Source organism: Alkalispirillum mobile, assembly GCF_003664325.1.
Classification (GTDB): domain Bacteria; phylum Pseudomonadota; class Gammaproteobacteria; order Nitrococcales; family Halorhodospiraceae; genus Alkalilimnicola; species Alkalilimnicola mobilis.
Genome location: NZ_RCDA01000002.1, coordinates 84,399 through 109,373, shown reverse-complemented (window position 1 = coordinate 109,373; position 24,975 = coordinate 84,399). Strand labels below are relative to the sequence as shown.

General features: G+C 66.1%; 21 protein-coding genes. 9 read left to right on the top strand and 12 right to left on the bottom strand.

What is annotated here, in order from left to right:
- Positions 1-12: 12 nt before the first annotated feature.
- From trmD to rpsP, 3 genes are read right to left on the bottom strand one after another with little or no spacing between them, the layout of a single operon-like run.
- On the bottom strand, positions 13-816 hold the full coding sequence (gene trmD, locus DFR31_RS08740) for a tRNA (guanosine(37)-N1)-methyltransferase TrmD (protein ID WP_121442302.1): 804 nt from the start codon (positions 814-816) through the stop codon (positions 13-15).
- Positions 813-1,319 carry a ribosome maturation factor RimM gene (rimM, locus tag DFR31_RS08735; protein ID WP_121442301.1) on the bottom strand — a complete coding sequence of 169 codons (507 nt, stop codon included), beginning with the start codon at positions 1,317-1,319 and terminating at the stop codon, positions 813-815. Before rimM ends, trmD begins: the two co-directional genes overlap by 4 nt.
- A gap of 21 nt (positions 1,320-1,340) precedes the next feature.
- Positions 1,341-1,607, bottom strand: a complete 267-nt coding sequence (gene rpsP, locus DFR31_RS08730) for a 30S ribosomal protein S16 (protein WP_121442300.1) — start codon at positions 1,605-1,607, stop codon at positions 1,341-1,343.
- A gap of 388 nt (positions 1,608-1,995) precedes the next feature.
- Between rpsP and DFR31_RS08725 the strand changes: the two genes are divergently transcribed.
- Positions 1,996-2,466 (top strand): Z-ring associated ZapG family protein, encoded by a 471-nt coding sequence (locus DFR31_RS08725; protein WP_121442299.1) that lies wholly within the window; start codon positions 1,996-1,998, stop codon positions 2,464-2,466.
- Between the two features lie 47 nt (positions 2,467-2,513).
- On the opposite strand, the gene DFR31_RS08720 is transcribed toward DFR31_RS08725, so the two are convergent.
- From DFR31_RS08720 to DFR31_RS08700, 5 genes are all read right to left on the bottom strand, one after another.
- Positions 2,514-2,972, bottom strand: a complete 459-nt coding sequence (locus DFR31_RS08720) for a PaaI family thioesterase (RefSeq protein ID WP_245971138.1) — start codon at positions 2,970-2,972, stop codon at positions 2,514-2,516.
- Positions 2,969-3,436, bottom strand: a complete 468-nt coding sequence (locus tag DFR31_RS08715; RefSeq protein ID WP_245971137.1) for a PaaI family thioesterase — start codon at positions 3,434-3,436, stop codon at positions 2,969-2,971. The genes DFR31_RS08720 and DFR31_RS08715 overlap by 4 nt, the downstream gene beginning before the upstream one ends.
- Before the next feature lie 135 nt (positions 3,437-3,571).
- Entirely contained in the window at positions 3,572-4,840 is a 1,269-nt protein-coding gene (ltrA, locus tag DFR31_RS08710) for a group II intron reverse transcriptase/maturase (protein ID WP_211328276.1), read from the bottom strand.
- 682 nt (positions 4,841-5,522) lie between these two features.
- The gene (locus DFR31_RS08705; RefSeq protein ID WP_245971160.1) at positions 5,523-7,775 is read right to left on the bottom strand and encodes a TonB-dependent receptor family protein; all 2,253 of its coding nucleotides are present in this window, start codon (positions 7,773-7,775) and stop codon (positions 5,523-5,525) included.
- A 315-nt stretch (positions 7,776-8,090) separates the two neighbouring features.
- The gene (locus tag DFR31_RS08700; protein WP_170153646.1) at positions 8,091-9,293 is read right to left on the bottom strand and encodes a pyridoxal phosphate-dependent aminotransferase; all 1,203 of its coding nucleotides are present in this window, start codon (positions 9,291-9,293) and stop codon (positions 8,091-8,093) included.
- Positions 9,294-9,528: 235 nt separating this feature from the next.
- On the opposite strand from DFR31_RS08700, the gene DFR31_RS08695 reads away from it, so the two are divergent.
- The 5 genes from DFR31_RS08695 to DFR31_RS08675 all read left to right on the top strand — a co-directional run bounded on the left by DFR31_RS08695 (position 9,529) and on the right by DFR31_RS08675 (position 16,746).
- Positions 9,529-10,515 (top strand): D-2-hydroxyacid dehydrogenase, encoded by a 987-nt coding sequence (locus tag DFR31_RS08695; RefSeq protein WP_121442296.1) that lies wholly within the window; start codon positions 9,529-9,531, stop codon positions 10,513-10,515.
- 64 nt (positions 10,516-10,579) lie between these two features.
- Positions 10,580-12,031, top strand: a complete 1,452-nt coding sequence (locus tag DFR31_RS08690; protein WP_121442295.1) for an NAD-dependent succinate-semialdehyde dehydrogenase — start codon at positions 10,580-10,582, stop codon at positions 12,029-12,031.
- 281 nt (positions 12,032-12,312) lie between these two features.
- Positions 12,313-13,299: a TAXI family TRAP transporter solute-binding subunit gene (locus DFR31_RS08685; protein ID WP_121442294.1), complete on the top strand. Its 987-nt coding sequence runs from the start codon at positions 12,313-12,315 to the stop codon at positions 13,297-13,299.
- Between the two features lie 154 nt (positions 13,300-13,453).
- Positions 13,454-15,727 carry a TRAP transporter permease gene (locus DFR31_RS08680; protein ID WP_121442293.1) on the top strand — a complete coding sequence of 758 codons (2,274 nt, stop codon included), beginning with the start codon at positions 13,454-13,456 and terminating at the stop codon, positions 15,725-15,727.
- Between the two features lie 92 nt (positions 15,728-15,819).
- A complete protein-coding gene (locus DFR31_RS08675) occupies positions 15,820-16,746 on the top strand; it encodes an AEC family transporter (protein ID WP_121442292.1) in 927 nt (308 codons plus the stop codon).
- Positions 16,747-16,767: 21 nt separating this feature from the next.
- On the opposite strand, the gene DFR31_RS08670 is transcribed toward DFR31_RS08675, so the two are convergent.
- Both DFR31_RS08670 and recQ read right to left on the bottom strand, forming a co-directional pair.
- Entirely contained in the window at positions 16,768-17,085 is a 318-nt protein-coding gene (locus DFR31_RS08670; RefSeq protein WP_121442291.1) for a hypothetical protein, read from the bottom strand.
- A 12-nt stretch (positions 17,086-17,097) separates the two neighbouring features.
- Positions 17,098-18,933 (bottom strand): DNA helicase RecQ, encoded by a 1,836-nt coding sequence (gene recQ, locus DFR31_RS08665; protein WP_121442290.1) that lies wholly within the window; start codon positions 18,931-18,933, stop codon positions 17,098-17,100.
- A gap of 106 nt (positions 18,934-19,039) precedes the next feature.
- Between recQ and DFR31_RS08660 the strand changes: the two genes are divergently transcribed.
- Entirely contained in the window at positions 19,040-21,085 is a 2,046-nt protein-coding gene (locus DFR31_RS08660) for a translocation/assembly module TamB domain-containing protein (protein WP_121442289.1), read from the top strand.
- Positions 21,086-21,183: 98 nt separating this feature from the next.
- A complete protein-coding gene (locus DFR31_RS08655) occupies positions 21,184-21,801 on the top strand; it encodes a YdbL family probable chaperone protein (RefSeq protein ID WP_121442288.1) in 618 nt (205 codons plus the stop codon).
- Between the two features lie 59 nt (positions 21,802-21,860).
- Here DFR31_RS08655 and DFR31_RS08650 read toward each other — a convergent pair whose 3' ends face one another.
- Together DFR31_RS08650 and prmB are read right to left on the bottom strand one after the other, a co-directional pair.
- A complete protein-coding gene (locus DFR31_RS08650; protein WP_121442287.1) occupies positions 21,861-23,144 on the bottom strand; it encodes a M48 family metalloprotease in 1,284 nt (427 codons plus the stop codon).
- Between the two features lie 20 nt (positions 23,145-23,164).
- The gene (gene prmB, locus DFR31_RS08645; RefSeq protein ID WP_121442286.1) at positions 23,165-24,097 is read right to left on the bottom strand and encodes a 50S ribosomal protein L3 N(5)-glutamine methyltransferase; all 933 of its coding nucleotides are present in this window, start codon (positions 24,095-24,097) and stop codon (positions 23,165-23,167) included.
- A gap of 130 nt (positions 24,098-24,227) precedes the next feature.
- Between prmB and DFR31_RS08640 the strand changes: the two genes are divergently transcribed.
- Positions 24,228-24,866, top strand: coding sequence for an SCO family protein (locus DFR31_RS08640; RefSeq protein ID WP_121442285.1), 639 nt, complete (start codon positions 24,228-24,230; stop codon positions 24,864-24,866).
- Positions 24,867-24,975: the final 109 nt, after the last annotated feature.

Below are 24,975 nucleotides of genomic sequence, written 5' to 3'. Positions count from 1 at the left end.
TCGGTTCTCGATTTACCGGTCCGCTGTCCGGTGCTCATCAATGAATTCTTCCAGAAGCCGGCGGCTATTATCGTCCAGCTCCTGAGCCTGCAGCAATTCCGGCCGCCTCAGCCAGGTCCGCCCCAGGGCCTGTTTGCGCCGCCAGAGATCCACCTTGCCATGATCGCCCGACAACAACACCGCCGGCACCTGCTGGCCCTCCCAGCACTCCGGCCGGGTGTAATGAGGGCAATCCAGCAGCCCCTCGGTAAAGCTGTCTTCCTCGGCGGAATCCTGGTGGCCCAGCGCCCCCGGGATCATCCGGGTGACTGCATCTACCAGCACCATGGCCGGCAGTTCGCCCCCGCTGAGCACGTAATCGCCGATGGACCACTCCTCGTCCACTTCGGATTCGATCACCCGCTCGTCGATGCCCTCGTAGCGCCCACAGATCAGTATCAGGCGCTCTTCCGCCGCCAACTCGCGCACCCCGGCCTGGTCCAGCCTGCGCCCCTGCGGGCTCAGGTAGATGACCCGCGTGGGCAAGTCACTGGCCGCCCGGGCCTTGCGCAGCGTGGTAGCCAGTGGCTCCACCTTCATGACCATGCCGGGACCGCCACCGTAGGGACGGTCATCCACCGTACCGTGGCGATCGGTGGCATCGTCGCGCGGGTTCCAGAGCTGCAGGTCGAGTAACCCCCGCTCCACCGCGCGCCCGGTGATGCCGTGCTCGCCCACCTGGGCGACCAGCTCCGGGAACAGCGTGACCACGTCGACCCGCCGTAGCCGGCCCGTGCCGCGTGCGCCCTCACCGTTGTCCTGCGCCCCGGTGGTCAAAAGTCGGGATCCCAGTCCAGTTCGATCACGCCGGCCTGCAGGTCTACCCGGCGGACAATCTCGCCGTAGACGAAGGGCACCAACCGCTCCCTGTCACCCTTGATCACCAGCACGTCATTGGCGCCGGTGGCGAACAGGTGGGCTACCCGGCCCAGCGTCTCGCCGTCGGGCGTGCGGGCTGTCAGCCCCTCCAGGTCCGCCCAGTAATACTGCCCTTCCGGTAGTTCGGGCAGGTCACCGCGCGGGATGCCGATCTGCAGACCGATATACTCGCGGGCCTCGTCGCGGTCGTTCACACCCTCAAAGGCAACAACGAGCCCCTTGCCCTGCGCACGGCCCCCGGTGCGCTCCACCGGGGCCCAGTCTGCGTTACCGCGGCGCAGGTACCAGCGGGGATAGTCCAGAATGGCGGCTCGCGGCTCGGTGTGGGAAAACACCTTCACCCAGCCCCGCACGCCATGCAGGCCAACCACCTCGCCCATCAGCACGATGTCGTCGGCCATCCCCTACTGCCCCGGGCAGCGTTACTCGGCAGCCGCAGTCGCGCCCTGGGCCTCGGCCTTGCGCAGCAGCTTGGCGGCACGCTCGGACGGGCGGGCACCCTTGTCCAGCCAGTGACGCGCACGCTCCAGGTCCACCCGCAGGGGCTCTTCCTGGCCGGCAGCGATGGGGTTAAAAAAGCCCAGGCGCTCGATGAAACGGCCATCACGGGCGTTGCGGCTGTCCGTCACCACGATGTGGTAGAACGGGCGCTTCTTGGCTCCGGTCCTCGCCAAACGAATGGTTACCATTGCGTAAACCAACCTCTTCAACTGAACAAAGCCGCGCCCACCTGGGAGCGCAGACACGGCTACGGCAAACTTGAGTAAGCCGGGCATTGTACCGGTTTTGCACGCAAAGTGAAGAGCCTGGATTGCATCGCGGAATGCCGGCGGCAGACGCCCTGCGCGCACCGTACTCTCTCCCCGGCCAGCAGGACCGACGGCGCGCTGACGCAACTGGCAGCCGACATTGGTGCCTGCGCCCATGCCGATGGCCAGCCGCGTTATCTCTGTCAGGGTGGTCATCAGAATGGGGCGCAACCGCCTGATCCTGGGCGTTGTGTACCGTTGAACTACCCTGGGGTTTAGTGCATGGTTCCTTGGTCATCCTCAACAAAACAGGGCGGAGAACCAGACAATGACCGGAGGAGAACTGCTGATCGTATTCCTGGGGCTGGTAGCGGTCGCCATCGTCGGTTTTGTGGTGGGTCGCGCCACATCATCTGGCAGTGGCCAATCGCACAAGCTGGAGCAGGAACTGAAAGAGGCCAAGGAGGCCCACGACTCTTATAAACAGGAAGTGAACACCCACTTCGAGAAGACGGCCGAGCTGTTCAAGGACATGACCGGCGCCTACCGCTCGCTTTACAACCACATGGCGGAGAGCAGCGGCAAGCTGGGCGTCGGACCAAGCGATCCGCTGTTGGAGGCGGACCCGGCCCGGCAGGAGCAAACCCGACTAGACTACGGCACAGCCGACGCCGAGACTGACGAGACAGCCCCGGCCCCGGAACGGCCGGCGGATTATGCTCCGGAAGAGACACCGGAAGAGAAAAAGGGACAACAGGCCCAAGAAGGCCAGGCCGGCACCCGCGACGACAAACGCTGACAAGCCCGCCTTAAACGGTGCCCCGACCCTCGGGCGGGGCACACACCCTACCGGGCACCGACGGCCCCGGCCTCGGCCTCGGGCATCAGGAAATGCCCGCGGGCCGTGGCGATGATCCGGTCCGGATCCCCTTGCCAGGCGGCCACCGCAATGTTGGCCACCCGCTGGCCCTGACGCCAGACCCGGCAGTCCCCCATGACATCCTCCGGCCTGCCCGGGCGCAGGTAGTCGATGGAAAAGTCCACTACCCGGGGCAGGGCCGCCAGCTGACAGTCCGCCTCCCAAAGGATCTGTGCCTGCGCCGACAGCTCCATGAAACCGCCCAGCACGCCGCCGTGAATCGCCGGCAATGCCGGATTGCCGATCAACTCCTCGCGATAAGCCAGCCGGAACTGCAGGCCCTCGTCGTGCAGCAATGGCTGCATGCCGATCAACGCCGCGTAAGGCCATTGCTCAATGGCGGCCTGTAACGCCCGGAACCTTGATTCGATGGGCTCTGCACTCACCGGCTGCCCTCCACGAAACCAGGCACCTGCCCCGTGCGCATGAAGCTACTCATGCTGGCAGCGACGGGCCGGGCCCGCTCGCCTTCCGGGAACACCGTGCAACGCGCAAAGCAGATGTTGGGGGTCACGCGGTAGCACTCCGCCTCCGCCACCACGGCCTGGCCAGGCCGGGCCCGGGCCAGGTGATCCACGCGCAGGTCCAGGGTGGCCACGGCCTCCAGCCGGCCGAGCCGGCAGAGCACCGCCGAACCACTGGTCTGGTCGATCAGCGTGGTGATGACGCCGCCGTGGAGATGGCCGCCCTGCGGATCCCCCACCAGGTCGTCGCGATAGGCGAGCCGTGTCTGTACGCGCTCGGCGTCAGCCTGGCGGACCTCAATGCCGAGCAACCGCCCATGAGGCAGTAGCTGGAAGAACTCCCGCGCCATCTGGAGCATGTCAGCGGTTTTGACGTCCTGCGCCACTGGACAGCCCTCACGTGTGAACCTGGTGTCAGGTTACCAGAAAGGGACCCGTCTGCGCCCGGAATCGAGTAGGAGGGGGAGTTGCCTCCCCCGTCCTCTCACACCACCGGGCGAACGGTTCCGTACCACGGCGGTTCACGCAAGATACTTGAGCCGATGGTGATGATCCATCAGCGATACCAGTTGAAGCCGATCAAAGCGCTTTTTGGGCAGCGCCTGGTTCATGTGCGAGGCCCCGGCATTCCACCACGGACCGCGTCCGTTGGTGGCGCTGCGCCAGGCTCGCTCCTCACCCAGTCCCAGGCGCATGAGCATCACCGCCCGACGGCGCGGGCGTTTCCATTGCCGCCATAGTAGCTTGCGCAGGTGCCGGCGGATCCACCCATCCAGTTCCTCGAAGACGCGCTTCACCCCGGCATGGCGGAGGTAGTTCAACCACCCCCGCAGCTTCGGCGCCAGCTCGGCAATGGTGCGCCGTAGAGAGCATCCGCGACCGCGTCGGAACACCGCCTTGACGCTGGCCTTGAGCCGTTCCACCGGCTTGGCCGCCACCTTCAGGCGGACGTTGCGTTTGCGGTTGCACACGGTGTAGCCCAGAAAGCTCCGTTTCCAGGGGCGGTCCACCGCGGTCTTCTCGCGGTTGACGCGAAGCCGGAGCCGTTGCTCCAGAAAGCGCGTCATCGAGGCCAGCACCCGCTCTCCCGCACGCTGACTATGCACGTACACGTTGCAGTCATCGGCATAACGGCAGAATCGGTGGCCCCGGCGCTCCAGTTCCCGGTCCAGGTCGGTCAGCAGAATGTTCGACAGCAGCGGCGAGAGCGGACCGCCTTGCGGCGTCCCCTCCGTGCGTGCCGTCGCCACTCCGCCTTCCATGATCCCGGCCTGAAGGTAGCGGCGGATCAACCTCAGAACCTGGCGGTCGTCCACCCACCGGGCCACGCGCGCCATCAGCACGTCGTGGTTCACCCGGTCGAAGAACTTCTCCAGGTCCACATCCACCACCCAGCGCCGGCCTTCTTCGATGTGCCCGCGCGCCGCACAGACCGCCTGGCCTGCGCTCCGACCCGGGCGAAAGCCGTAGCTGTGCTCCGAGAACGTCCCCTCAAACAGGGGACTCAGCACCTGATGCAGGGCCTGTTGGATAAAGCGGTCCAGCACCGTCGGGATACCCAGCATGCGGCGGCCGCCCCCCGGTTTCGGGATCTCGACCTTACGCACCGGGGCCGGTCGGTAGTGGCCCGCTTCCAACTGCGCTCTGATCCCGGGCCAATGGACCTTCAGGTAGCCTTTGAACTCGGCCACCGTCATCCCGTCCACGCCAGCGGCGCCCTTGTTGCGCACCACTCGGTCATAGGCCCGGTGTAAATTGCTCCGTTCCAGTACCGCCGACATCAGTCCCATGTCGGCCCCTCATGGGTCATCCCCGATCGCGCCGCAGGGCTTGTCGCCTTGTCCCGGTTATCTCGCAGGTTCCGCCCGCTACCGCCCCAGGCAAGGAAAGGCCTCTCAGCCTCCCGGTCTGCAACTCCACTCCCCATCGAGCGATCCGGCACCCAATCCATCTCACATGTTCGGCCCTTCAGTGGACGGTTACCCCACCTACTATGGCCTCGGCTGACTTCTGCGCACCCATCACGCCACCTCGCAGCAGCGCTAGCCTGTGGCAGGCGTGCAGACCTCCCAGGGTAATGCGCGCGACCTTCACACTTATGCCCGCCGCATCTACGCCGACAGCTCCCGTGCAAGTACCGGGCTTTGAAGATAGACGCCTTCTCACCCACTGCCGTCGCCTCGTATGCGATTCCTGTTCGTCGGACCAGTGCTTTGCCTTCGGCTTCCTTCAGATTCCACCTCACGATGGACACCCTTGCCGTTCGGCTAACCGTTCCCCTTGCCGGGCCGGTAGAGGACTTGCACCTCCAAGTCATCCGGAAACCACCACAGCCCCCGGAATAGCGCCACTCAAGGCGCTGCGCGCCATGCCTGGCGCACACCAAAAAAGCCTCCGACCATCCCTGTCGGGGGCCCGCAGCAGGGCGGCCGGCGGCCACCCCGTCCTGCTCAGCAAAACGCGGAGGATGGATCAGAAATCGACTTTCACCCCGGCCCAGAACTCACGCGGCTTGCCGGGCCGCGCGCCGGCCGGCCGATAGTGCGCGACATACTCCTTGTCGGTCAGGTTCTCCACAGCCCCGAAGAGCCGCACGTTATCGTGCACCCGATATTCACCGGACACATCGAAGAGCAGACGGGAATCGATCCGTTGGCTGCTCAAAGCCGGATCTGCCTTGGCATTGACCGAATTGACGTAGTTGGCATTCAGGGTCAAGCGCCACACTTCCTGGGCCAGTCCAATGCTCGCATTGATCTGGTGCTCCGGCACCTCCGGCAGGGAATCACCCCGCCGCGCGTTGGCCCACTGATTCGGGGCATCACCCCCGATATCCTGCTTGAACTCGCTCTGAGTCCAGGTATAACCGAGGCTGATCGGCACGCTGATGCCCAGATCCTGGGAGCGACCGAGATCGTGGATCAGGAGCGCCTCCAGACCATAGATGTCGACTTCGCCGGCGGAAACCGTATCCCCGATATCCGCGGCTCCGCAGCCGCCGCCCACTGCCGTGCACTCGATGTTTATGTTGGAGTACTCGTTGAAGAAGGCGATCACTTCGGACCGCGTGTTCGGCCCGCTATAACGGAAACCCACCTCATAGTTGGTGCTCCGCTCCTCCTTGTCGTCCGGGCTGGCCCCGCCAGGCGCGAACCCGCGGTGCACACCGGCAAGCACACTCCAATTCGAGTCGATGTCATAGGTCACCCCCAAACCGGGAATCCAGACCCGGTAAGTGTTGGAGCGATCCCGGTCCAGGCTTGAAGAATTCCTCTGGGGCGTGCCCCAGTCGCGCCGCCGAATCTCGATGTCCTCATAACGCAGGCCGGCGGCAATCTGCCACGGACCCCGGACCATGGTGTTCTGCGCGTAGGTGGCGATGGCATCCGCCTCTGTCAGACGGTTGGTCTTCGACCCGAACGGCTCGCGCTCGTCGAGGAAGAGATCACCCTGATCGCTGACGGCATAGATATCATGCCACTGATAGCGATCCTCTTCGTCCTCGTGGTATCGGACCCCCACCTCCAGTTCATGCGACCACGCGCCGGTGTCAAACCAATAGCCGCCCTTCAGGTCGATGCCCTGTGCATAGTACTCACGATTATTGGCGCGCAACGCGCCGCGTCCCTGGGTATTTTCGCCTCGCACCCAGGCCAACTCGTCAGCGAACTGCCCCGGGTAGTCAAGAATCGCCGAGATGCCGGTGAAATTCCCGTCACCGTCGCCATCGACCTCATGGAGCTTGTACCAGTTCCGCACCGTGTCCGTACGGTAAATCGTGGTGGTCAAATCGGTGTTGGCCGTCGGGGTAATGTAGTGGCGCAGCTGAAAGAGTTCGTTCTCCGTGTTGATCTCATCGCGCGCCGAGCCCACGTAGCGGCGGAACGGGTTGGCATCGAAGTCCTCCTGGGTCAGGCCCAGATAGGTGTCATCAATGCTACGATCATCCCGGGCGTACTTGAACTCCAACTCCTGGTAAACAGCGGCTGCCGGGTCGGTGTTCCAGCGCAGTTTAGTCATGAAGTTGCGACGGTCGAAGCCGGTATCCAGATCAGGCTGGTTCGGGCCGGAAGCCGGGTTGTCCAGCCGTTTGAATCCGTCGGACTGTTCAGAAAACCCCTCCAGCACCCAGCCGAACTGGTTGCCACTTTCGCCCAATGCAACGGTATCACCGACATTGGCATGGATTCGCCGCCCGTTGTTGGACCCGAAAAGCACATCCGCCCGCCCGCTGGTCTGACCGGGGATAGGCGTTGACAACATGTTTATGGCGCCACCGGTGGTATAAGGCCCGTGGCGAATGGCGCTGGAGCCCTTCTGGACCTCGACCCGGTCCATACGCGCCATCGGGGGGAAGTAGTAGGCGGCCGGTGCCGCATAAGGTGCGGGTGCGACCAGCACCCCGTCCTCCATCACCGTGATCCGGCTGTTCCGTTCCGGCGGCGTGCCGCGCATGCTGATATGGGGGAACTGGCCGTAGCCCTCCTCCTCGACGACATTGACCCCCGGCACCGCCCGCAGGATGCGATGGGGGTCGGAGTAGCCGTGGCGGTCCAGCACTTCCCGGTCCAGCGACTGGGCCGACCCCGGCACGGGACGAATCCGATCCGGGTCGCCCGTGATGGTAATCCTGTCCAGTAGGCGTGAACTGGATTCGGTTTCCGCCTTGACCCCCTGAACCCCGAAAGTCATGGCAACCGCCGCCGCTACCAGTGGCAGATCCACGCGCAACTTGAATGTTCTCATAAATCCCCCCTCAGAAAGGTGCTTGCACGGCCAAAAAAACGGCGGCACCTGGTTCTCTTTCCGTGTGCCGCCAAGCCGCTTCACATGTTCCAGAACGAAAGCTAATGCGAGTCATTCGTATTTGCAACCCTATTACAAGAGATTAGAGCACGTCTAAACTCCTGAATGGCAGCGCAAAGACCCGCAGAAAGCCCCTCGCCAGCGTGTAGCCGGCAGGGTTTCGCGGAGACAGCAGGTGGGGGAACGGCCGTCAGGCGCGCAGGGCATCCGCGCCTGACGGTGAGGAGGGAATGATCAGAACCGCTGCTTGGCCAGCCAGGGGATCATGCGCTCGAAGGCCTCTTCGATATCATTCATGCTCGCCGAGAAACTGATGCGCAACGAGTTGGGGCAGCTGTCGCCGAAGGCATCACCGGGCACCACGCAAACGCCGGTCTCCTGCAGCATGCGTATGGCCACCGTGGTGGCGTCGGTGTTCTGCGGCAAAGACGGGAAGATGTAAAACGCCCCCTGGGGCCAGTAACCAGTCAGATGGGGCGCGTCGCTGACCAGCTGCACCACCCGGTCCCGGCGCCGGCGGTACTCCTCCACCATGTGGTCCAGGCAGGATTTCTCTCCCTTGAGCGCCGCCACCCCCGCCCATTGGGCCGGCGTGTTGGCCACGGTGGTGGTAAAGATGTGGAACCTCCGCAGCTTCTTGATCGCCCCCTGGCTGGAGATGATCCAGCCGATACGCAGGCCAGACATGCTGTACGTCTTGGAGAAGCTGGACATCATCATCACGTGGTCCAGGTCGGAGGTGCAGTTGAGCACGCTGGCGTACTTCAGGTCGTCCAGCAGCAGGTGGTCATACACCTCGTCGCTATACACGTAGACGCCCCGGTAGGCGGCCTCCTGCACGATGGCCTCTATGGTCTCCCGCGGATAGACCGTGCCGGTGGGGTTGTTCGGCGAGTTCAGGATGATGCCGAAGGTTCGCATCCCTATACTGTCGATCACCTCCTGCGGGTCGAGCTGGTGGCCGTTCTCTGCCCGGGTCGGTATCGGCTTCACCTCCCCGCCATTCATCCGGATCAGCGGGGCGTAAAGGGGAAAACAGGGGTCCGGCACCAGGAACTGCCGCCCCGGAGCCGCGGTGGCGGCCAGTGCCAGGTAGATCGCCTCCGTGGCACCGGTGGTGACCAGCACATTATCCGGAGTCAACGGACGGTGGTAGCGCTCGGAGTAATACTCCGCGATCGCCTCGAGCAGTTCCGGTAGCCCTGCGTCCATGGTGTAACCGGTCTGGCCGTGACGCAGCGCGTCGATGTGGGCCTCGATCACATGTTCGGGCACCGGGAAGTCGGGCTGGCCGATGGACAGGTGGATCACGTCCTCCATCTCGGCGGCCATATTGACCATGCGCCGGATGCCCGGAATGGGCAGCGCCCTCAGGGCCGGATTCCACATGGGTTCCGGGGTTTCGGAGTACTCCAGCTCGACCGGATCCGCCACCATGCCCGTTCCTCCTATGCAGCGGCTGCGGATGACTGGTGATCGTCGCCCCATGCGGCGATCCCGACTTGTGCGCTAAGGTCCACAGTAGGCCCGGCAATGCGCCGGGTCAACAATTGACGCGACCCTCCGCTGAGGGCTACTAATGGGCACAGTGACGGGGGTTTCCGGGGTGCAGCACCCCGGGGCCCCCGGCTTTCGCGGATCAGCCAGAGCGCCAGCACAGGGAGTAGGACAAATGTCAGCCAACGCACAATCGGTCATCGCCCTGCTGACCGCCGTGGACGAGGACATCCCGCCCGGCCTGGAGGCGCTGGAAGGTCGGGCGCGGCTCATCCACACCCGCACGGTGGATGAGCTACGCGCAGCGCTGGACGAGGCCGATATCCTGCTGGTCACCGATTTCAATACCGACGTGGTGGAACAGGCCTGGCCGGCCGCACGCAAGGTCCGTTGGGTGCACGCCACCTCCGCCGGCGTCGACCGGCTGCTCTTCCCGGCGCTGCGCGAAAGCGACATCCCGCTCACCAATGCCCGGGGCATCTTCGACCGCCACATCGCGGAGTACGTGCTTGGCCTGATCCTGACCTACGCCAAGGATCTCCACACCACGCGCGACCTGCAACGCGCGCATCGCTGGCAGCACCGTGACACCGAGCGTATCGAGGGCCAGCGGGTACTGGTGGTGGGGGCCGGCTCCATCGGCCGGCAGATCGCCCGCGCCTGCGGCGCCATGGGCATGCAGGTCACCGGCATCGCCAGCCGCGACCGCGACGACGACCCGGACTTCCAGGCGGTCTACGGCAATGACCGCTTGCAGGCCGTGCTGCCGGAGCAGGATTACGTGGTCATCGCCGCCCCGCTGACGCCGGCCACCGAAGGCCTTTTCGATGAAGCGCTATTCCGCCACATGGCCGGACACGCCCGGCTGATCAACATCGGGCGCGGCCCCATCGTCCGCACGGACGACCTGGTCGCCGCCCTGCAAGCCGGAGAGCTGGCCGGGGCCGCGCTGGATGTCTTCGAGGAGGAGCCGCTGCCCGCTGACCACCCGCTCTGGGCCATGGACAACGTGATCATCTCTCACCACATGGCCGGCGACGTGGTGGGCTGGCGGCGCGCGCTTTCCGAGCAGTTCATCGCCAACCTGGAGCGCTGGCAGCAGGGCGAGGCCCTGCACAACCAGGTGGACAAGGGCCGCGGTTACGTCCCGCCCACCCCCTGAACCGAACAACCCGACACGGCCCCGACCCGCGGGGGCACACGAATGACACCACGAGGAGCGAACCATGGTCCAATCCCCCCTGCTGCCGAACCTGCACGGCTACATCGACGGCGCCTGGACACCCGCCGACAGCGGCGAGTGTTTTTCCGTGAGCAACCCGGTGAACGGCGATGAGCTGGCACGGGTTTCGTCCCTGGGGGCCGATGAGACCCGACGGGCGATTGACGCCGCCCAGGCCGCCCTGCGCGCGGGCAGTAGCCTGGAGGAACGCCAGGCGTGGCTCGACAGCATCGTCGACACCCTCAAGGCCCACAAAAAAGAAGTGGGCCGCATCCTCACCCTGGAGCACGGCAAACCGCTGAAGGAGGCGGAGGGCGAAGTACTCTACGCCGCCGGCTTTTTCGAGTACTGCGCGCGCAACCTCTATTCCCTAGGGCCGCGCACCCTGCACGAGCGGCCCAAGGACGCGACCTGGACGGTCTACAACCGGCCTGCCGGTGTCGTGGGGCTGGTCACCCCCTGGAACTTCCCCATCGGTATGATCGCCAAGAAGCTCTCGGCCGCCATCGCCGCCGGTTGCCCCAGCGTAATCAAGCCCTCCTCCAAGACGCCGCTCACCATGATCGCGCTGTTTACGCTCATGGACCGGGAAGTGGACCTGCCCCCCGGTTTCGTCAACCTGGTCACCGGGTCCTCCGGCCCCATCGGGGACACCCTCATGGAGGATGACCGCGTCCGGGTGGTGAGCTTCACCGGCTCCACCGAGGTGGGGCGCAAGCTCATCAAGGCCAGCGCGCCCGGGGTCAAAAAGCTGACCCTGGAGTTGGGTGGTAACGCGCCCTTCATCGTTTTTGCCGACACCGACCTGGACAAGGCGGCGGACCACCTGATCGCCAACAAATTCCGCGGTGGCGGCCAGACCTGCGTCTGCGCCAACCGCATCCTGGTCGAGGCCTCGGCAGAGGAGGCCTTCGCTGAGAAAGTGGCAACACGCGCCGCCAAGCTGAAGGTGGGTGACGGGATGGAGCCGGACACCGACCTGGGCCCGCTCATCGACCGTAACGGCTACGAGAAGGTCCGCCGGCACTTTAATGACGCCGTGGAAAACGGCGCCACCGTCGTGCTGGGCGAGGACCCGGGCGAGATCCACGACGACTGGGGCGGCTTCTTCCCCCCGGCCGTGCTCCGCGGGGTCCAGCCCGGCATGGACTGCACCTGCGAGGAGACCTTCGGCCCCCTGGTGCCCATCACCCCCTTTCGGGATGAGGACCACGCCCTGAAACTGGCCAATGACACCGAGTTCGGGTTGGCCGCCTATCTGTTCACCCAGAACGAGGCCCGGGCCCAGCGCATCATCCCGGCGCTGGAGTTCGCCCACGTGGGGCATAACACCGGCACCGGCCCGACGCCGGAGGCCCCCTTCGGCGGTATGAAATCCAGCGGCTGGGGGCGCGAGGGGGGCACCGAAGGGCTGTTCGAGTTCGTCGAGCCGCAGACGGTCCCGCGGGGCAACTGACCCCAGTTTGCGACAATTTGCCGCAACACGCGGTGTGCGCCATGTGAAAAAACGCCGGAAAAGCGCAGCAGGTAACTGCGTAATGGCGTGTAATGGCGCACATCGCATGCGGTGCTGCACAACAACCCACCGTTGACAGCCGCCACACGGCTGACATAAAAACGCGGTGTCAGACCATTTACCCGATCATTCCTATCCTTGAATGTCTGACCGTCCGGTGTGCCTGCCTTGGGCCACCGCAGCATTTTTCCGATCAGCCATCAGCGGAGATAGCGATTAAAATGTTTAACAGCACCCGCAATGTATTCGTAAGCCTGTGCGCTGGCGCAGCGGTCGCAGCCGGTGGCGCCGCCATTGCCGACGATCGCGGCGACTGGCCCCGCAGCATCACCGTGGGCACCGCCAGCCAGGGCGGCACCTACTACATTTACGGTTCCGGCTGGGCCAACATGGTTGGCGAATCGCTGGATATCAATGCCGGCGCCGAGGTCACCGGCGGCCCGGTGCAAAACGCCACCCTGGTGCAGACCGGCGACCACGAGTTCGGCATGGTCACCATGGGTCCGGCCCTGGCGGCCTGGGAAGGCGAGAGTGAGTTGGCCCCGGGCTTGGAGCACACCGACATCCGTGCCGTATTCCCCATGTACCAGACCGCCTTCTCGGTGATCACCCTTGAGGGCTCCGGTATCGAGTCCATGGAAGACCTGGACGGCAAGACCGTGGGTATCGGCCCGTCCGGCGGCACCTCCGACATGTACTTCCCGCAGTTCTTCGAGCAGCTTGGCCTCAACGTCCGCACCCGCAACGGCGGTGCCTCCGACCAGGTGGGTCAGCTGCAGGACGGCCTGATCGATGCCTTCGCCTTTGCGGCCGGCATCCCGATCTCCGCCTTCAGCCAGGCCGAGGCCCAGACTGACGTCAACATCTTCTCCGTTACCGAGGACGAGCAGGCCCAGCTGCTGGAGGCCTTCCCGGAGCTGGCCGCCTCCACCATTCCGGCCGACGCCTACCAGACCCTGGACGATGACATCCACGCCATCTCCATCTGGAACTTCGCCATTACGCACAAGGACATGCCCGAGAGTCTGGTCTATGGTGTGACCAAGACCGTGATGGAGAACAACGATGAGATGGTTCAGATTCACGGCGCGTCCAAGGAGACCCTGCCGGAGAACTGGGAGGTCAACGACTGGCTTCCCTTCCACCCCGGTGCGGTCCGCTGGTTCGAAGAGAACGGCTACGACATCCCGGATGATCTGCGCGGCTAAGCCACTGCGTATCCGGTGAAACCACCCCCATCCGCAACCGCGGGTGGGGGTTCTGTTTGTCCGGGCAGCCAAAACTGACATACCCGTCGGCCTGCCCGGCAGACCCCCTATCCGCAACGGGCCAAAAGCCCGACAACGGACAGTGAATCCAAACATGAATTCACAAAGGCAAGACAACCAGAAGTCACCCGACGAGAAGGACCCGCAAGCGCAGCAGGGCGCACCCACTGTCGTCGCCGACGACGTGACCGAGATTCCGCTCGGCCATAACGAGCGCGACGTCATCGGCTGGCAGCGCTGGCTGCTGTACAGCATCTGCGTGCTGTACACGGCGTTCCACCTGTATTCCCTCAACGTGGCGCCCATCGAGACCTGGGCGTTCCGCATCAGCCACGTGGCGGGCGGGCTGGTGATCGGCTTTCTGCTGACCACGGCGGCCACGTTGAACCGCACCGCCAATCCACGCGCCCTGACCACCGCGCAGATCGTCCCGCTGCTGGCCGGCGCAACGGCCATCGGCTATGCCGCCTTCTGCGTGGGCCTGGCGTGGTACCTGCGCGAGATGGGCGGCCAGCCCAACCCGCCGGACTGGGTCTTCGAGCACATGCGCTACGCGCTGATCGGCGGCACCGGCATCGCGCTGCTCTCCAGCTGGGTCTTCCGCAGCCCGGCCAACCGGGTGCACTGGCCGGACTGGCTGCTGTCACTGGCGGCCATCGTGGTGGCAGCGTTCATCATATTCGCCCTGTCGCGCTGGCGCATGGCGGCTGGCACCTCCTTCGTCGGCACCACCGAATTCCTGGTCTCGCTCACCGGTATCGTGCTCATCCTGGAGATGACACGCCGGGTCGCGGGCCTCGCGCTAGTGATTATCACCGGCGTTTTCCTGTTTTACGCCTTTGCGGGCCCCTGGCTGCCGGGCATCCTGGAGCATCGCGGTTACTCCTTCCCGCGCTTCTTCAGCTACGTCTATACGGACAACGGCATACTTGGGCCGACCACCGCGGTGTCGTCCACCTACATCATCCTGTTCATCACCTTCGCGGCCTTCCTGCAGGCCTCCAAGGTGGGTGACTACTTCGTGAACTTCGCCTTCGCCGCGGCCGGTCGCGCGCGGGGCGGGCCGGCCAAGGTGTCCATATTTGCCTCCGGCCTGATGGGCATGATCAACGGCACCTCAGCCGGTAACGTGGTGGCCACCGGCAGCCTCACCATCCCGCTGATGAAGAAGGTGGGCTACCACCCGCGCAGCGCCGGGGCCATCGAGGCAGCCGCCTCCACCGGTGGGCAGATCATGCCGCCGATCATGGGCGCCGGTGCCTTCATCATGGCGGAGATCACCGGCATCCCCTACACCGAGCTTGCGGTGGCGGCCATCATCCCGGCGGTGCTCTATTTCCTGTCCATCTACTTCATGGTGGACCTCGAGGCCCGCAAGATGGGCATGACCGGCCTGCGCAGGGATCAGCTGCCACAGCTGGGCGAGATGCTGCGCAAGGTTTACCTGTTCATCCCCATCATTGTGCTGATCGGCGCTCTGTTCATGGGCTACTCGGTGATCCGCGCCGGCACCGTGGCCATGCTCAGTGCCGCCGTGGTCTCCTGGCTGACACCGCACTGGATGGGCCCCAGGGCCATCCTGCGTGCGCTGGAGCTGGGCGCGAAGATGGTGATCCCGCTGGTGGCGGTCTGCGCCTGCGCCGGCATCATCGTCGGCGTTATCAGTCTCACCGGGGTGGGCGCACGGTTCGCGTCCATGCTGCTGGGCATCGCCCAGGTGGACGTGACCATTCCGCTAATCAACTGGACCATCGAGGGCAGCGGCCAACTGCTGGCGATGTTCTTCGCCATGTGCATCAGCATCCTGCTGGGCATGGGCATGCCCACGACGGCTGCCTACGCGGTGGCCGCATCGGTGGTGGCACCCGGCCTGCAACGGCTGGGCATCGACCCGCTGGTGGCGCACTTCTTCGTGTTCTACTTCGCGGTCATCTCGGCCATTACCCCGCCAGTGGCCCTGGCGGCGTACGCGGCATCGGCCATCGCCAACACCGACCCGCTGCGCACCTCGGTCACCTCCTTCAAGGTGGGACTAGCCGCGTTCATCGTGCCCTTCATGTTCTTCTACAGCCCCGCGCTGCTGGGTGAAGGCACCTGGGCCGAGATCGCTCGCGTGGTGGCAACCGCCAGTATCGGTATCTACCTGCTGACGGCTTCGGTGCAGGGCTGGTTCTTCGGCCACATGGTCTGGTACCTGCGGATCGGCCTGCTGGTCGGTGCCCTGTCGATGATCGCCGGTGGCTGGACCACCGACCTGATCGGCATCAGCATCGGCGGTGCACTGGTCGCACTGCAGCTGATCTTCAAGAAGCGGACCGGGGAACTGGCCGCTTCCGCCGACCAGGCACCCAAACCGCCGCAGACTTAACCCCCACGCGGGGCCGCCCTGCGGTATCATCTGCGAGGGCTGACCCGGGGCACCGGGTCGGCCCTCTTTTCGTTGGCAGCAAGGGAGTGGCCATGGGGTCCACCATCGCCGCGCTCATCAGCGTGTTCGGGCTAATCGCCCTGGGGCATATCCTCTACCGCACCGGCTTTGCGGCCGACGGCTTCTGGCCCACCGCCGAGAGGCTGACCTACTACCTGGCCCTGCCCGCATTGCTGGTGGCCCGCCTGTCGGAGGCCCCCCTGCACACGTTGGACCTGCTGCCGATCATCACCGTCCTGATCGGCGCCGTGCTGCTCATTTACCTGGCGCAGTGGGCGCTGCTGCGGCCCAGCACACCAGACGGGGGGCCTGCCTTCACCTCCGTGCTGCAGGGGAGCATGCGGCCCAACACCTACGTGGGCCTGGCCACCGCCATCGCCCTTTTCGGCGACAAGGGGCTGACCCTCGCCGCCATCAGCCTGGCGGTACTGGTACCACTGGTGAACATCCTGGCCGTGATCGCGCTGATGCGCTACGGAAAAAAGGGGGAACGGGGCGGCAACGGGTTCATCGGCAGTATCGTGCGCAATCCGCTGGTAATGGCCTGTGTGGTGGGGATACTCCTCAACGTGTTGACCCCGGGGCTGCCGGGCGCCGCGCTGATGTTCCTGGACGGCCTGGGACAGGCCGCGCTGCCGCTGGGGCTGATGGCGGTGGGGGCCGGCCTGTACTGGGGGGAGATCGGGCGCAGCCCGGGCGCGCTGGCACTCGCCAGTGTGCTCAAGTTGCTGGTCCTGCCGATGGTCACCGCCGTCGGCGGCTGGCTGATGGGGCTGGACGAGACGACCCTGGCGGTGCTGGTACTGTTCAGCGCCGTGCCCGCCTCGGCCTCCTGTTACATCCTCGCCCGACAGTTGGGCGGCGACGCGGTGCTGATGGCCACCATCCTGACGGTGCAGACCGCGCTCGCGGTGATTACCCTGCCGCTCGTGCTGGGCCTCACGCTCTGGCTGTTTTGACCGGCTACCGGTGGCAGCCCGTCAACCGAAGATACGCTCGCCTTTGAGCAGCACCCGGTGCTCCAGCGAGTGCAGGTGGTGGCGCTCCCGCTCCAGCTCATCGTGGGTGACCACCCGCGCCTCAATGGGCCGGTTGATCCGGCTCAGGCTGCGCTTGAGGTGGATACCCCGACGGGATGGCGGCTCGTAAGCTTCCGGCACCACCACCAGCAACTCGAGGTGGCGGTCTTCCGCTTCCGGCCCCTCCACCCCGGGGCCATAGAGGTAGATGGCTTCGGCCGGCACGGCCTCCCGAACGCGGTTGACGATCATCTCCTTCAGTTCATCCCTCAGCACCATCGGCCCGCTCCCTTAAAGCTGTTCCCTCACCACGCCCAGGAACTCATCACCGTAGAGCTCCAGTTTGCGCTCGCCCACGCCGTTGATCTCGGCCAGTTGCGCCAGTGTATCGGGGCGCGCCTCCACGATCTCACGCAGAGTGGCGTCATGGAAGATCATGTAAGGGGGAACCCCCTGCTCCTTGGCCAACTCGCGGCGGCAGCTGCGCAGGGCGTTGAAAAGTTGCTCGTCCTCCGGCCGGTCGAAGGGCGCATCCGGCACCCCCCGCTTTTTCCGGCCCCGTACCGGGGCCGGGTCGCGGCGCAGGTAGAGCGGCTGCTCGCCCCGCAGCACCGGCCGGCACCGCTCGGCCAGACGCAGCCCGCCGTAGCCATCCAGGTCCACGTCGACCAGGCCCAGGGCAACCAACTGGCGGAAGATCGTGCGCCACTGCCCCGGCTCCATGTCCGCCCCGATGCCAAAGACGGACAGCCGATGGTGGCCGAACTGCCTCGCCCGGTCGGTCTCCCGGCCCCGCAACACATCCACCAGGTGGCTGACCCCGAACGTCTGGCCGGTCCGGTAGACGGCAGACAGGGCCTTGCGCGCGGCTTCGGTTGCATCCCAGGTCTCCACCGGCTCCAGGCAGGTGTCGCAATTGCCGCAGGGCTCCGACAGGTCCTCGCCGAAATAACCGAGCAGGGACTGGCGGCGGCACCCGGTGAGTTCGCAGAACGCCAGCATGGCCTCCAGCCGGTGCCGCTCCACCCGCTTGTGCTCCTCCGCCGCCTCGGAGCTGTCCAGCATCTGGCGCAGGGTGATCACGTCCTGCAACCCGTAGCTCATCCAGGCATTGGCCGGCAGGCCGTCCCGCCCGGCACGGCCAGTCTCCTGGTAGTACGCCTCCACGCTGCGGGGCAGGTCCAGGTGGGCCACGAAGCGCACGTCCGGCTTGTCGATCCCCATGCCGAAGGCAACGGTGGCCACCACAATCAGCCCCTCCTCCTCGATGAAACGCTGCTGATTGCGTTGGCGCGTGGCCGAATCCAGGCCGGCGTGGTAGGGCAGCGCCTCCCGGCCCTTGCTGTTCAGCCACTCCGCCATGTCGTCCACCTTGCGCCGCGACAGGCAGTAGACGATACCCGCATCCTCCGGGTGTTCGTTCTGCAGGAAGCGCCAGAGCTGGTCGCGGGCATTGCGGCGCGGCGTCACCCGGTAGCGGATGTTGGGCCGGTCGAAGCTGGAGAGGAACTGCCGGGCCGCTTCCAGCCCGAGCCGGCGGGCGATCTCCTCGCGGGTGCGGGCATCCGCCGTGGCCGTCAGGGCAATGCGGGGCACGTCGGGGAAGCGCTCGTGCAGGACGCTGAGCTGCAGATATTCCGGCCGGAAGTCGTGCCCCCACTGGGAGACGCAGTGCGCCTCGTCAATGGCGAACAGCGCGATCCGCGCCCGCTGCAGCAGCTCCTGCATGCGCGGGGTCATCAGCCGCTCGGGGGCCATGTAGACCAGATCCAGCTCGCCCTGCAGCAGGCCCTGTTCGATCTCCCGCAGCTCATCAAGGGTGCGAGTGGAATCGAGCGAGGCGGCACGCACGCCCGCCTGGCGCAGCGCCCGCACCTGATCCTGCATCAGCGCGATCAGCGGCGAGACCACGATGGCCGCCCCCGGCCGCAGCAGTGCCGGCAACTGGTAGCAAAGCGATTTGCCACCACCGGTGGGCATGACCACCAGGGCATCGCCCCCGGCGCTCACGTGGCGCACGACATCCCCCTGCTGGCCGCGGAATTCGCGGAAACCGAACACCCGGTGCAGCAGGTCCGATGCCGGATCAGCCGTTTCGACGGTACTATGATCCACTACGTTAGACATCAAGACACCCTGCGCTTCCCTGCGCCCCTGATTTGGAATGACGGCACGCTAGCACCGGCCGGTTGCCGACGCAAACCGCACCAGTGCAGCCCCTTCACGGAGGATGATGACCGCGGTGGCCCGCCTGACCTGCAGCCTGCTCCTGTGCCTGACCGGCCTTGTGTTCGCCGGCCCGGCCCTGGCCATCGACCGCGTATCGCTGAGCATCGGTGATATCGAGGGCGAGGGCTGGCGCGCCGAGGGCCTGGACCTGCGCCTGCCCCTGCGCGGCGGGGAGGCCGAGGTGCGGGTCAAGCGCGTGCAGTTGCCCGGCGACACCCAGCTGACAGACCTGCGCCTTCGCTGCGGCGATCTAGGCCTGACGCCCACCACGCTGCGCTGTGACGGGGCCACATTGTCGACAACCCTGCCCTGGCTGGGCAAGGTCGAGGGGGCCGGTGAATTGACCATGAAGCTGGACGGCAGCCGGGTCGAGGGCCAGTGGCAGCTCACCACCGATGTGGGCACCGCCGAGTTCGCGGTGAAAAGCGACGATGGCGGCTGGACCGTGGACGTGGCGGAGCTGACGATCACGGAGCCCGGCGCCCTGCTGGCCGACTGGCTGCCGGCCGACCATGGCGCGGAGGGCTGGCTGGCGCTAGAGGGCCGGCTGAGGGCGGACGACGGCCGCACCCGCGCCTGGCTGGAATGGCAGTCCGAGCTCACCGCGCACGATGCCGAGGGGCGGCTGGCCAGCGAGGGACTGGCCCTCGATGGCCGGCTGCTGGCGCTTCGCCATGGCGCCGGCCCCTGGGCCCTGCGCACCTCGCTGCGCAGCGACCGCGGCCAGGCCTACGCCGAACCGATCTTTCTGGAGCTGGACGACCATCCCCTGCACCTGACCGCCGGGGCCGACTGGCACCCGGAGACCGGGCAACTGGATGTCCGCCAATTCAACCTGAACCAGCAGGGCCTGGGCGAGCTGAGCGGTCAGGCCCTGCTGACTGGCCTCGAATTTCAAACGGCCCGTGTCCGGCTGCGCAATGGCCGCGCCGGTGGCCTCTACAGCGTCTATGCACACCCCTGGCTGGTGGGCAGCAACCTGGACCAGCTCTCCCTCCAGGGGCGGCTGGATGGGGCACTGGAGTGGCGGGACGGTGCCCCCCATGCCGCCAGGCTGCAGGCGCATGGCCTGCAGCTGGATGATGCCGACCAGCGCTTCGCCCTGCGCGATTTCAACGGCCTGGTGAACTGGGCGGCCGCTGATGCCGAGGCACCGGCGGACAGCCGGGTACAGTGGCGAGAGGCCCGCCTGATGCAACTGCCCCTTGGCGAGGCCCGGCTGGGCTTCTCCGCGAGGGGGCGGGACGTTCGCCTGCAGCCCCGCCAGGTGCTGCCCATCCTGGGCGGAGGACTGCGGGTAAACCAGCTGCAGGTGGCCCAGATCGGCACCGACGATCTGGATATCCTGTTCGAGGCAGACATTCTGCCCATCGACCTCGGGGAGCTGACCCGGGAGCTGGGCTGGCCGCCGCTCTCCGGCATCCTGTCCGGCAATCTGCCGGAAATGACCTACCGCGACGGCCACCTCAACCTGGGCGGCACCCTCATCGCCCAGGTCTTCGACGGCCTGCTCCGCGTGGACGACCTCAGCCTGGAGGACCCCTTCGGCCCGGCGCCGGTCTTCCGCGCCGACCTGCGCATGCGCAGCTGGGACCTGGACCACTTCACCCAGGTACTGCAGGTGGGTCGCATCGAGGGCCTGGTACATGCCGACGTACTGGGGCTGCACATGATTGGCTGGGAGCCGGTGGCCTTCGATGCCCGCGCCTGGTCACCGGAGCGCACCCGCGAGCGTCGCCGGATCAGCCAGCGGGCGGTCGAGGACATCGCCCAGATCGGCGGAAGCACACCGGCGGACTGGGTCTCCCGGCAGTTCCTGCGGGTGTTCGACGCCTTCCGCTACCGGCGTCTCGGGATGAGCTGTCGCCTGGAACAGGGCATCTGCCACATGGATGGCGTGGCGCCAGCGAACGGCGGCTATTACCTGATCGAGGGCCGCTCGATCCCCCGAATCAACGTCATCGGCTTCGCCCGCGAGGTCAGCTGGCCCGCACTGCGCCAGCAGATCCACCAGGCCCTGCAGCAGGACGACGGCCCTGTGGTGGAATAGCAGCGATTGCGCTTTACTGGTCGGGCGATACTGGCGAGAACCGAATCGTGGTTTCAAGGATCTAACTGCAAGTGACCATGCCCACAAGGAGCCACTCCATGATTGCATCACCCTGGCGTTTCGGCGCCCTGTTCAGCGCCCTGCTGCTGCTCAGTGCCTGCGTGACCATCAATGTCTACTTCCCCACTGTGGCCGCTGAGCGTGCCGCGGACCGGATCATCGACGATGTCTGGGGGCCGGAGGCCCAGCAGCGCTCCAACCCGCCCGAGGAGGAAGGGGAGCCCCAGTCCCAGCGCCTGGAGCGCCAGGATCAACCCATGGCCATGCGGGTACTGAACCGCGTGGTGCCGACCGCCCACGCACAGGCCGACCTGGAGGTGGAAACACCTCGCATCCATGAGTTGACCAGCCGCATGCGCGACCGCCACTCCGACCTGCGTGCCCATTACGAGAGCGGCGCCATCGGCCTGACCAATGACGGGCTCCTCTCCATTCGCGACCAGAGCGCCATCCCGCTGCCTGACCGCAACCGGGTGCGCAACCTGGTGGAGCAGGACAACAGCGACCGCAGGGCGCTCTACCGGGAGATCGCCGAGGCCAACAACCGGCCCGACTGGGAGGGTGACATCCGCCGCACCTTCACGGAGCGCTGGCAGAGCCGCTTGCCCGATGGCTGGTACTACCAGGACAGCCGGGGGAACTGGCGACAGAAATAAAGCCCGGGGTTCGGGCTCGCGCGGCCTGGCTGCGCGAACCCGAACCTACCCCCCAGCTACTATTGGAGCCGCTGCAGCAACGCCTGCGCCTCGCGGCCCTCGGGGCTGTCCGACTGCGCGGCAACCGTGAAGTGCCCGCGGGCGCGGTCCCGGTTACCGGCGGCCAGTGCCAGCTTGCCCAGGGCGTTGTGGGCAATGGCATTGGGCAACAGGTCGTTGCTCCGCTGCAGGTCCCGCCGGGCCTGGCTGTTGTTGCCCAACTCCCGGTGGGATATGCCGCGGCCCAGGTGGAAAGCAAAGAAGTCGGGGTTACGCGAGAGCGCCCGGTCATAGGACTGAACCGCCTGCTCGTGCCGCCCCTGCTTGCCCAGTATGTCGCCGCGCAGGCCGTGGAAGATCGCCTCGTCCGGGTGCCGTTCGATGGCCTGGTCCACTAATCGCAGAGCCTCGTCCGGCTTGCCATCCTTCAGCGCCTTGCGGGCCTTGTCATGGGCTTCGAACGCTTCCTGGCGATCCCGCAGGTCCGCAATCGCCTGTTGGTAGGCATCCCGGCCCATCACGCACTCGCCGCACTGGCTCTCCAGCTCCTGCGCCGTGGCCCGGTTGGCCTCCAACCGTTCGCGGGATGGCGGGTGGCTGGCGAACATCCCCTCCAACCAGCTGGGCTCGCGCCGGTCATACATGCGCAGGAAGGTCTCCATCAGATCTACCGCACCCTGCGGGTCGTAACCGGCCCGGGCCATGTACTGCATGCCGTAGTAGTCGGCCTCGAGCTCGTGGCTGCGGCTGTGGCGCTGCATGATCAGTGTGGCTCCCACACCCGCGCCGGCCACCAGCAGCGGCCCGATATCCCGTTCGGCCGCCGATGCCCCAATGCCCACGGCCATAATGCCGGCCTGCAAGAGCAGCCCGCGCTCCATGCGCTGCGCACCGTGTCGGGCGGCGGCATGCACGATCTCGTGGCCGAGCACGGCGGCCAGCTCCGCCTCGGAGTCCATCTCCAGCAGCAGGCCGCGGTTGATGCCGATCTTGCCGCCAGGCAGCGCCCACGCGTTCGGCGTGCTGTCGTTGATCACCACGAACTCGTAGGGCAGGTTCGGCCGGTCACTGACCTCCGCCAGACTCTGGCCCACCCGTTGGACGTACCGGGTCAATGCCTCGTCCGTGGTGTAGGCGCCCCCCATCGACTGCTGCGTCTGGCCGTAATGCTGCTCACCAATGGAGATCTCCTCACGCTCGGAAACCAGGGCCAGCTGCCGTTCGCCGGTCACCGGATTGACCCCACAGCCCGCCAGCACTAGCGCGGCGACGCTCAGGAGGAAAAAGTGTTTCAGCATTTTCATGGCCACTCACCAGGTGTTGATCAACTCTCGGGCAGTGCCAGCGCGTCCGCGTGCTCCCGCAGCTGGTCCGCCGTCAGCAGGAACACCCCGTCGCCGCCGTGCTCGAACTCCAGCCACAGAAAGGGCACTGTCGGGTAGGCTGCCTCCAGCGCCGGCGCGCTGTTGCCCACCTCCACCACAAGTATGCCCTCCTCGGTGAGAAAATCACCCGCCCGCGCCAGCAGCCGCCGGACCAGATCCAGCCCGTCCTGGCCCGCCTCCAGGCCCAGGCGCGGCTCGTGCCGGAACTCCGGCGCCAGCTCGCTCATGTCCCGGGCGTCCACGTAGGGCGGATTGCTGATAATCAGGTCGTAGCGGTTCTCCCTGGGCAGCCCGTCCAGCAGGTCGGAGGGCACCAGGGAAACCCGCTCCTCCAGGTGGTGGCGCTGGATGTTGATGGCGGCAACGTCCAGCGCATCGCGGGAGATATCCACCGCATCCACCTTGGCCTCCGGGAACGCGTAGGCACACGCGATGGCGATACAGCCGCCACCGGTCCCCACGTCCACCACCCTGCGCACGTCATCACCCACCAGCCAGGGCTCGAACCCGCGCTGGATGTATTCCGCCAGCGGCGAGCGTGGCACCAGGACCCGCCGGTCCACGTAGAACGGCAGGCCGGCGAACCAGGCCTCGTGGGTCAGGTAGGGCAGCGGCAGCCGCTCCTCGATGCGCCGGCGCACCCGCGCCATGATGGCCTGCCGTTCGCTGGCCGTGAGCCGGCTGTCCCACCAGGCCGCCGGCAGGTCCGGTGGCAACCGGAGCGTGTGGAGCACCAGGGCGGCCGCCTCGTCCAGCGCGTTGTCCGTGCCGTGACCGAAAAACAGGCCACCCTCGTTGAACCGGCTGGCCGAATAGCGCACGAAGTCGCGCAGCGTCTCCAGCTCCGGGGGTACATTCTGCAAATTGTCCATGTGTGACTGCCCTCCTGACTTCCGCCAAATGGTAACACCGCTACACTTGGCATAAGTGAATTGGAGACGGGCCGCGGACGATGCCGCGTCCGCTACAAGCACACCGCACCCACGCTCGACTGGAGACCCCATGAAACACTGGATGCCCTGGATTCTCGTCGCCCTGATCGCCCTGAGCGGCGGCGCCTGGAGCGCTGCCTGGCTGAGCGGCTCCGGCCCCTCGGAACCCCCGGAGACCGAGGCCACCTGGCTTGAGGGCGGCCGGGTCATCACGGACTTCGACCTGATCGACCAGGATGAGACCCGCTTTGACAACGAGCGGCTGCAGGGCCAGTGGACCTTCATGTTCTTCGGCTTCACCTACTGCCCGGACATCTGCCCCATGTCACTAGCGGCCATGAACCAGATCGAGTCCCTGCTGGCGGAGACCGGCGATGATGAGGACCTGCAGGTAGTGTTCGTCTCCGTGGACCCGGAGCGCGACACCCCGGAGCGGCTGGCGGAGTACGTCAGCTGGTTCGGCGAGGACTACCTGGGGGTGACGGGCGAGATGGAGCGCATCGAGGTGCTAACCCGCGACCTGGGCATCGTGCACGCACGGCACGACACCGGCGACGGCGACGGCGACGGCGACTACCAGATCGACCACAGCGCCCAGTTCCTGCTGATCAACCCGGATGGGCATCTGCAGGCGATTTTCCGGTATCCGCACGAGCCGGAGTCAATTGCCTCGGACTTCCGCCAGATGAGGGCGTATCACGAGGGGTAAGCCGGTCCACTCGCTGGCTTCAGCGTCATAGGGCCACCCAGGTCAGTGACCTCAGGCTGCCGCTACCGGGCACTTTTCCGGTATGCTCTGCGTCAACCTGTGATGAACC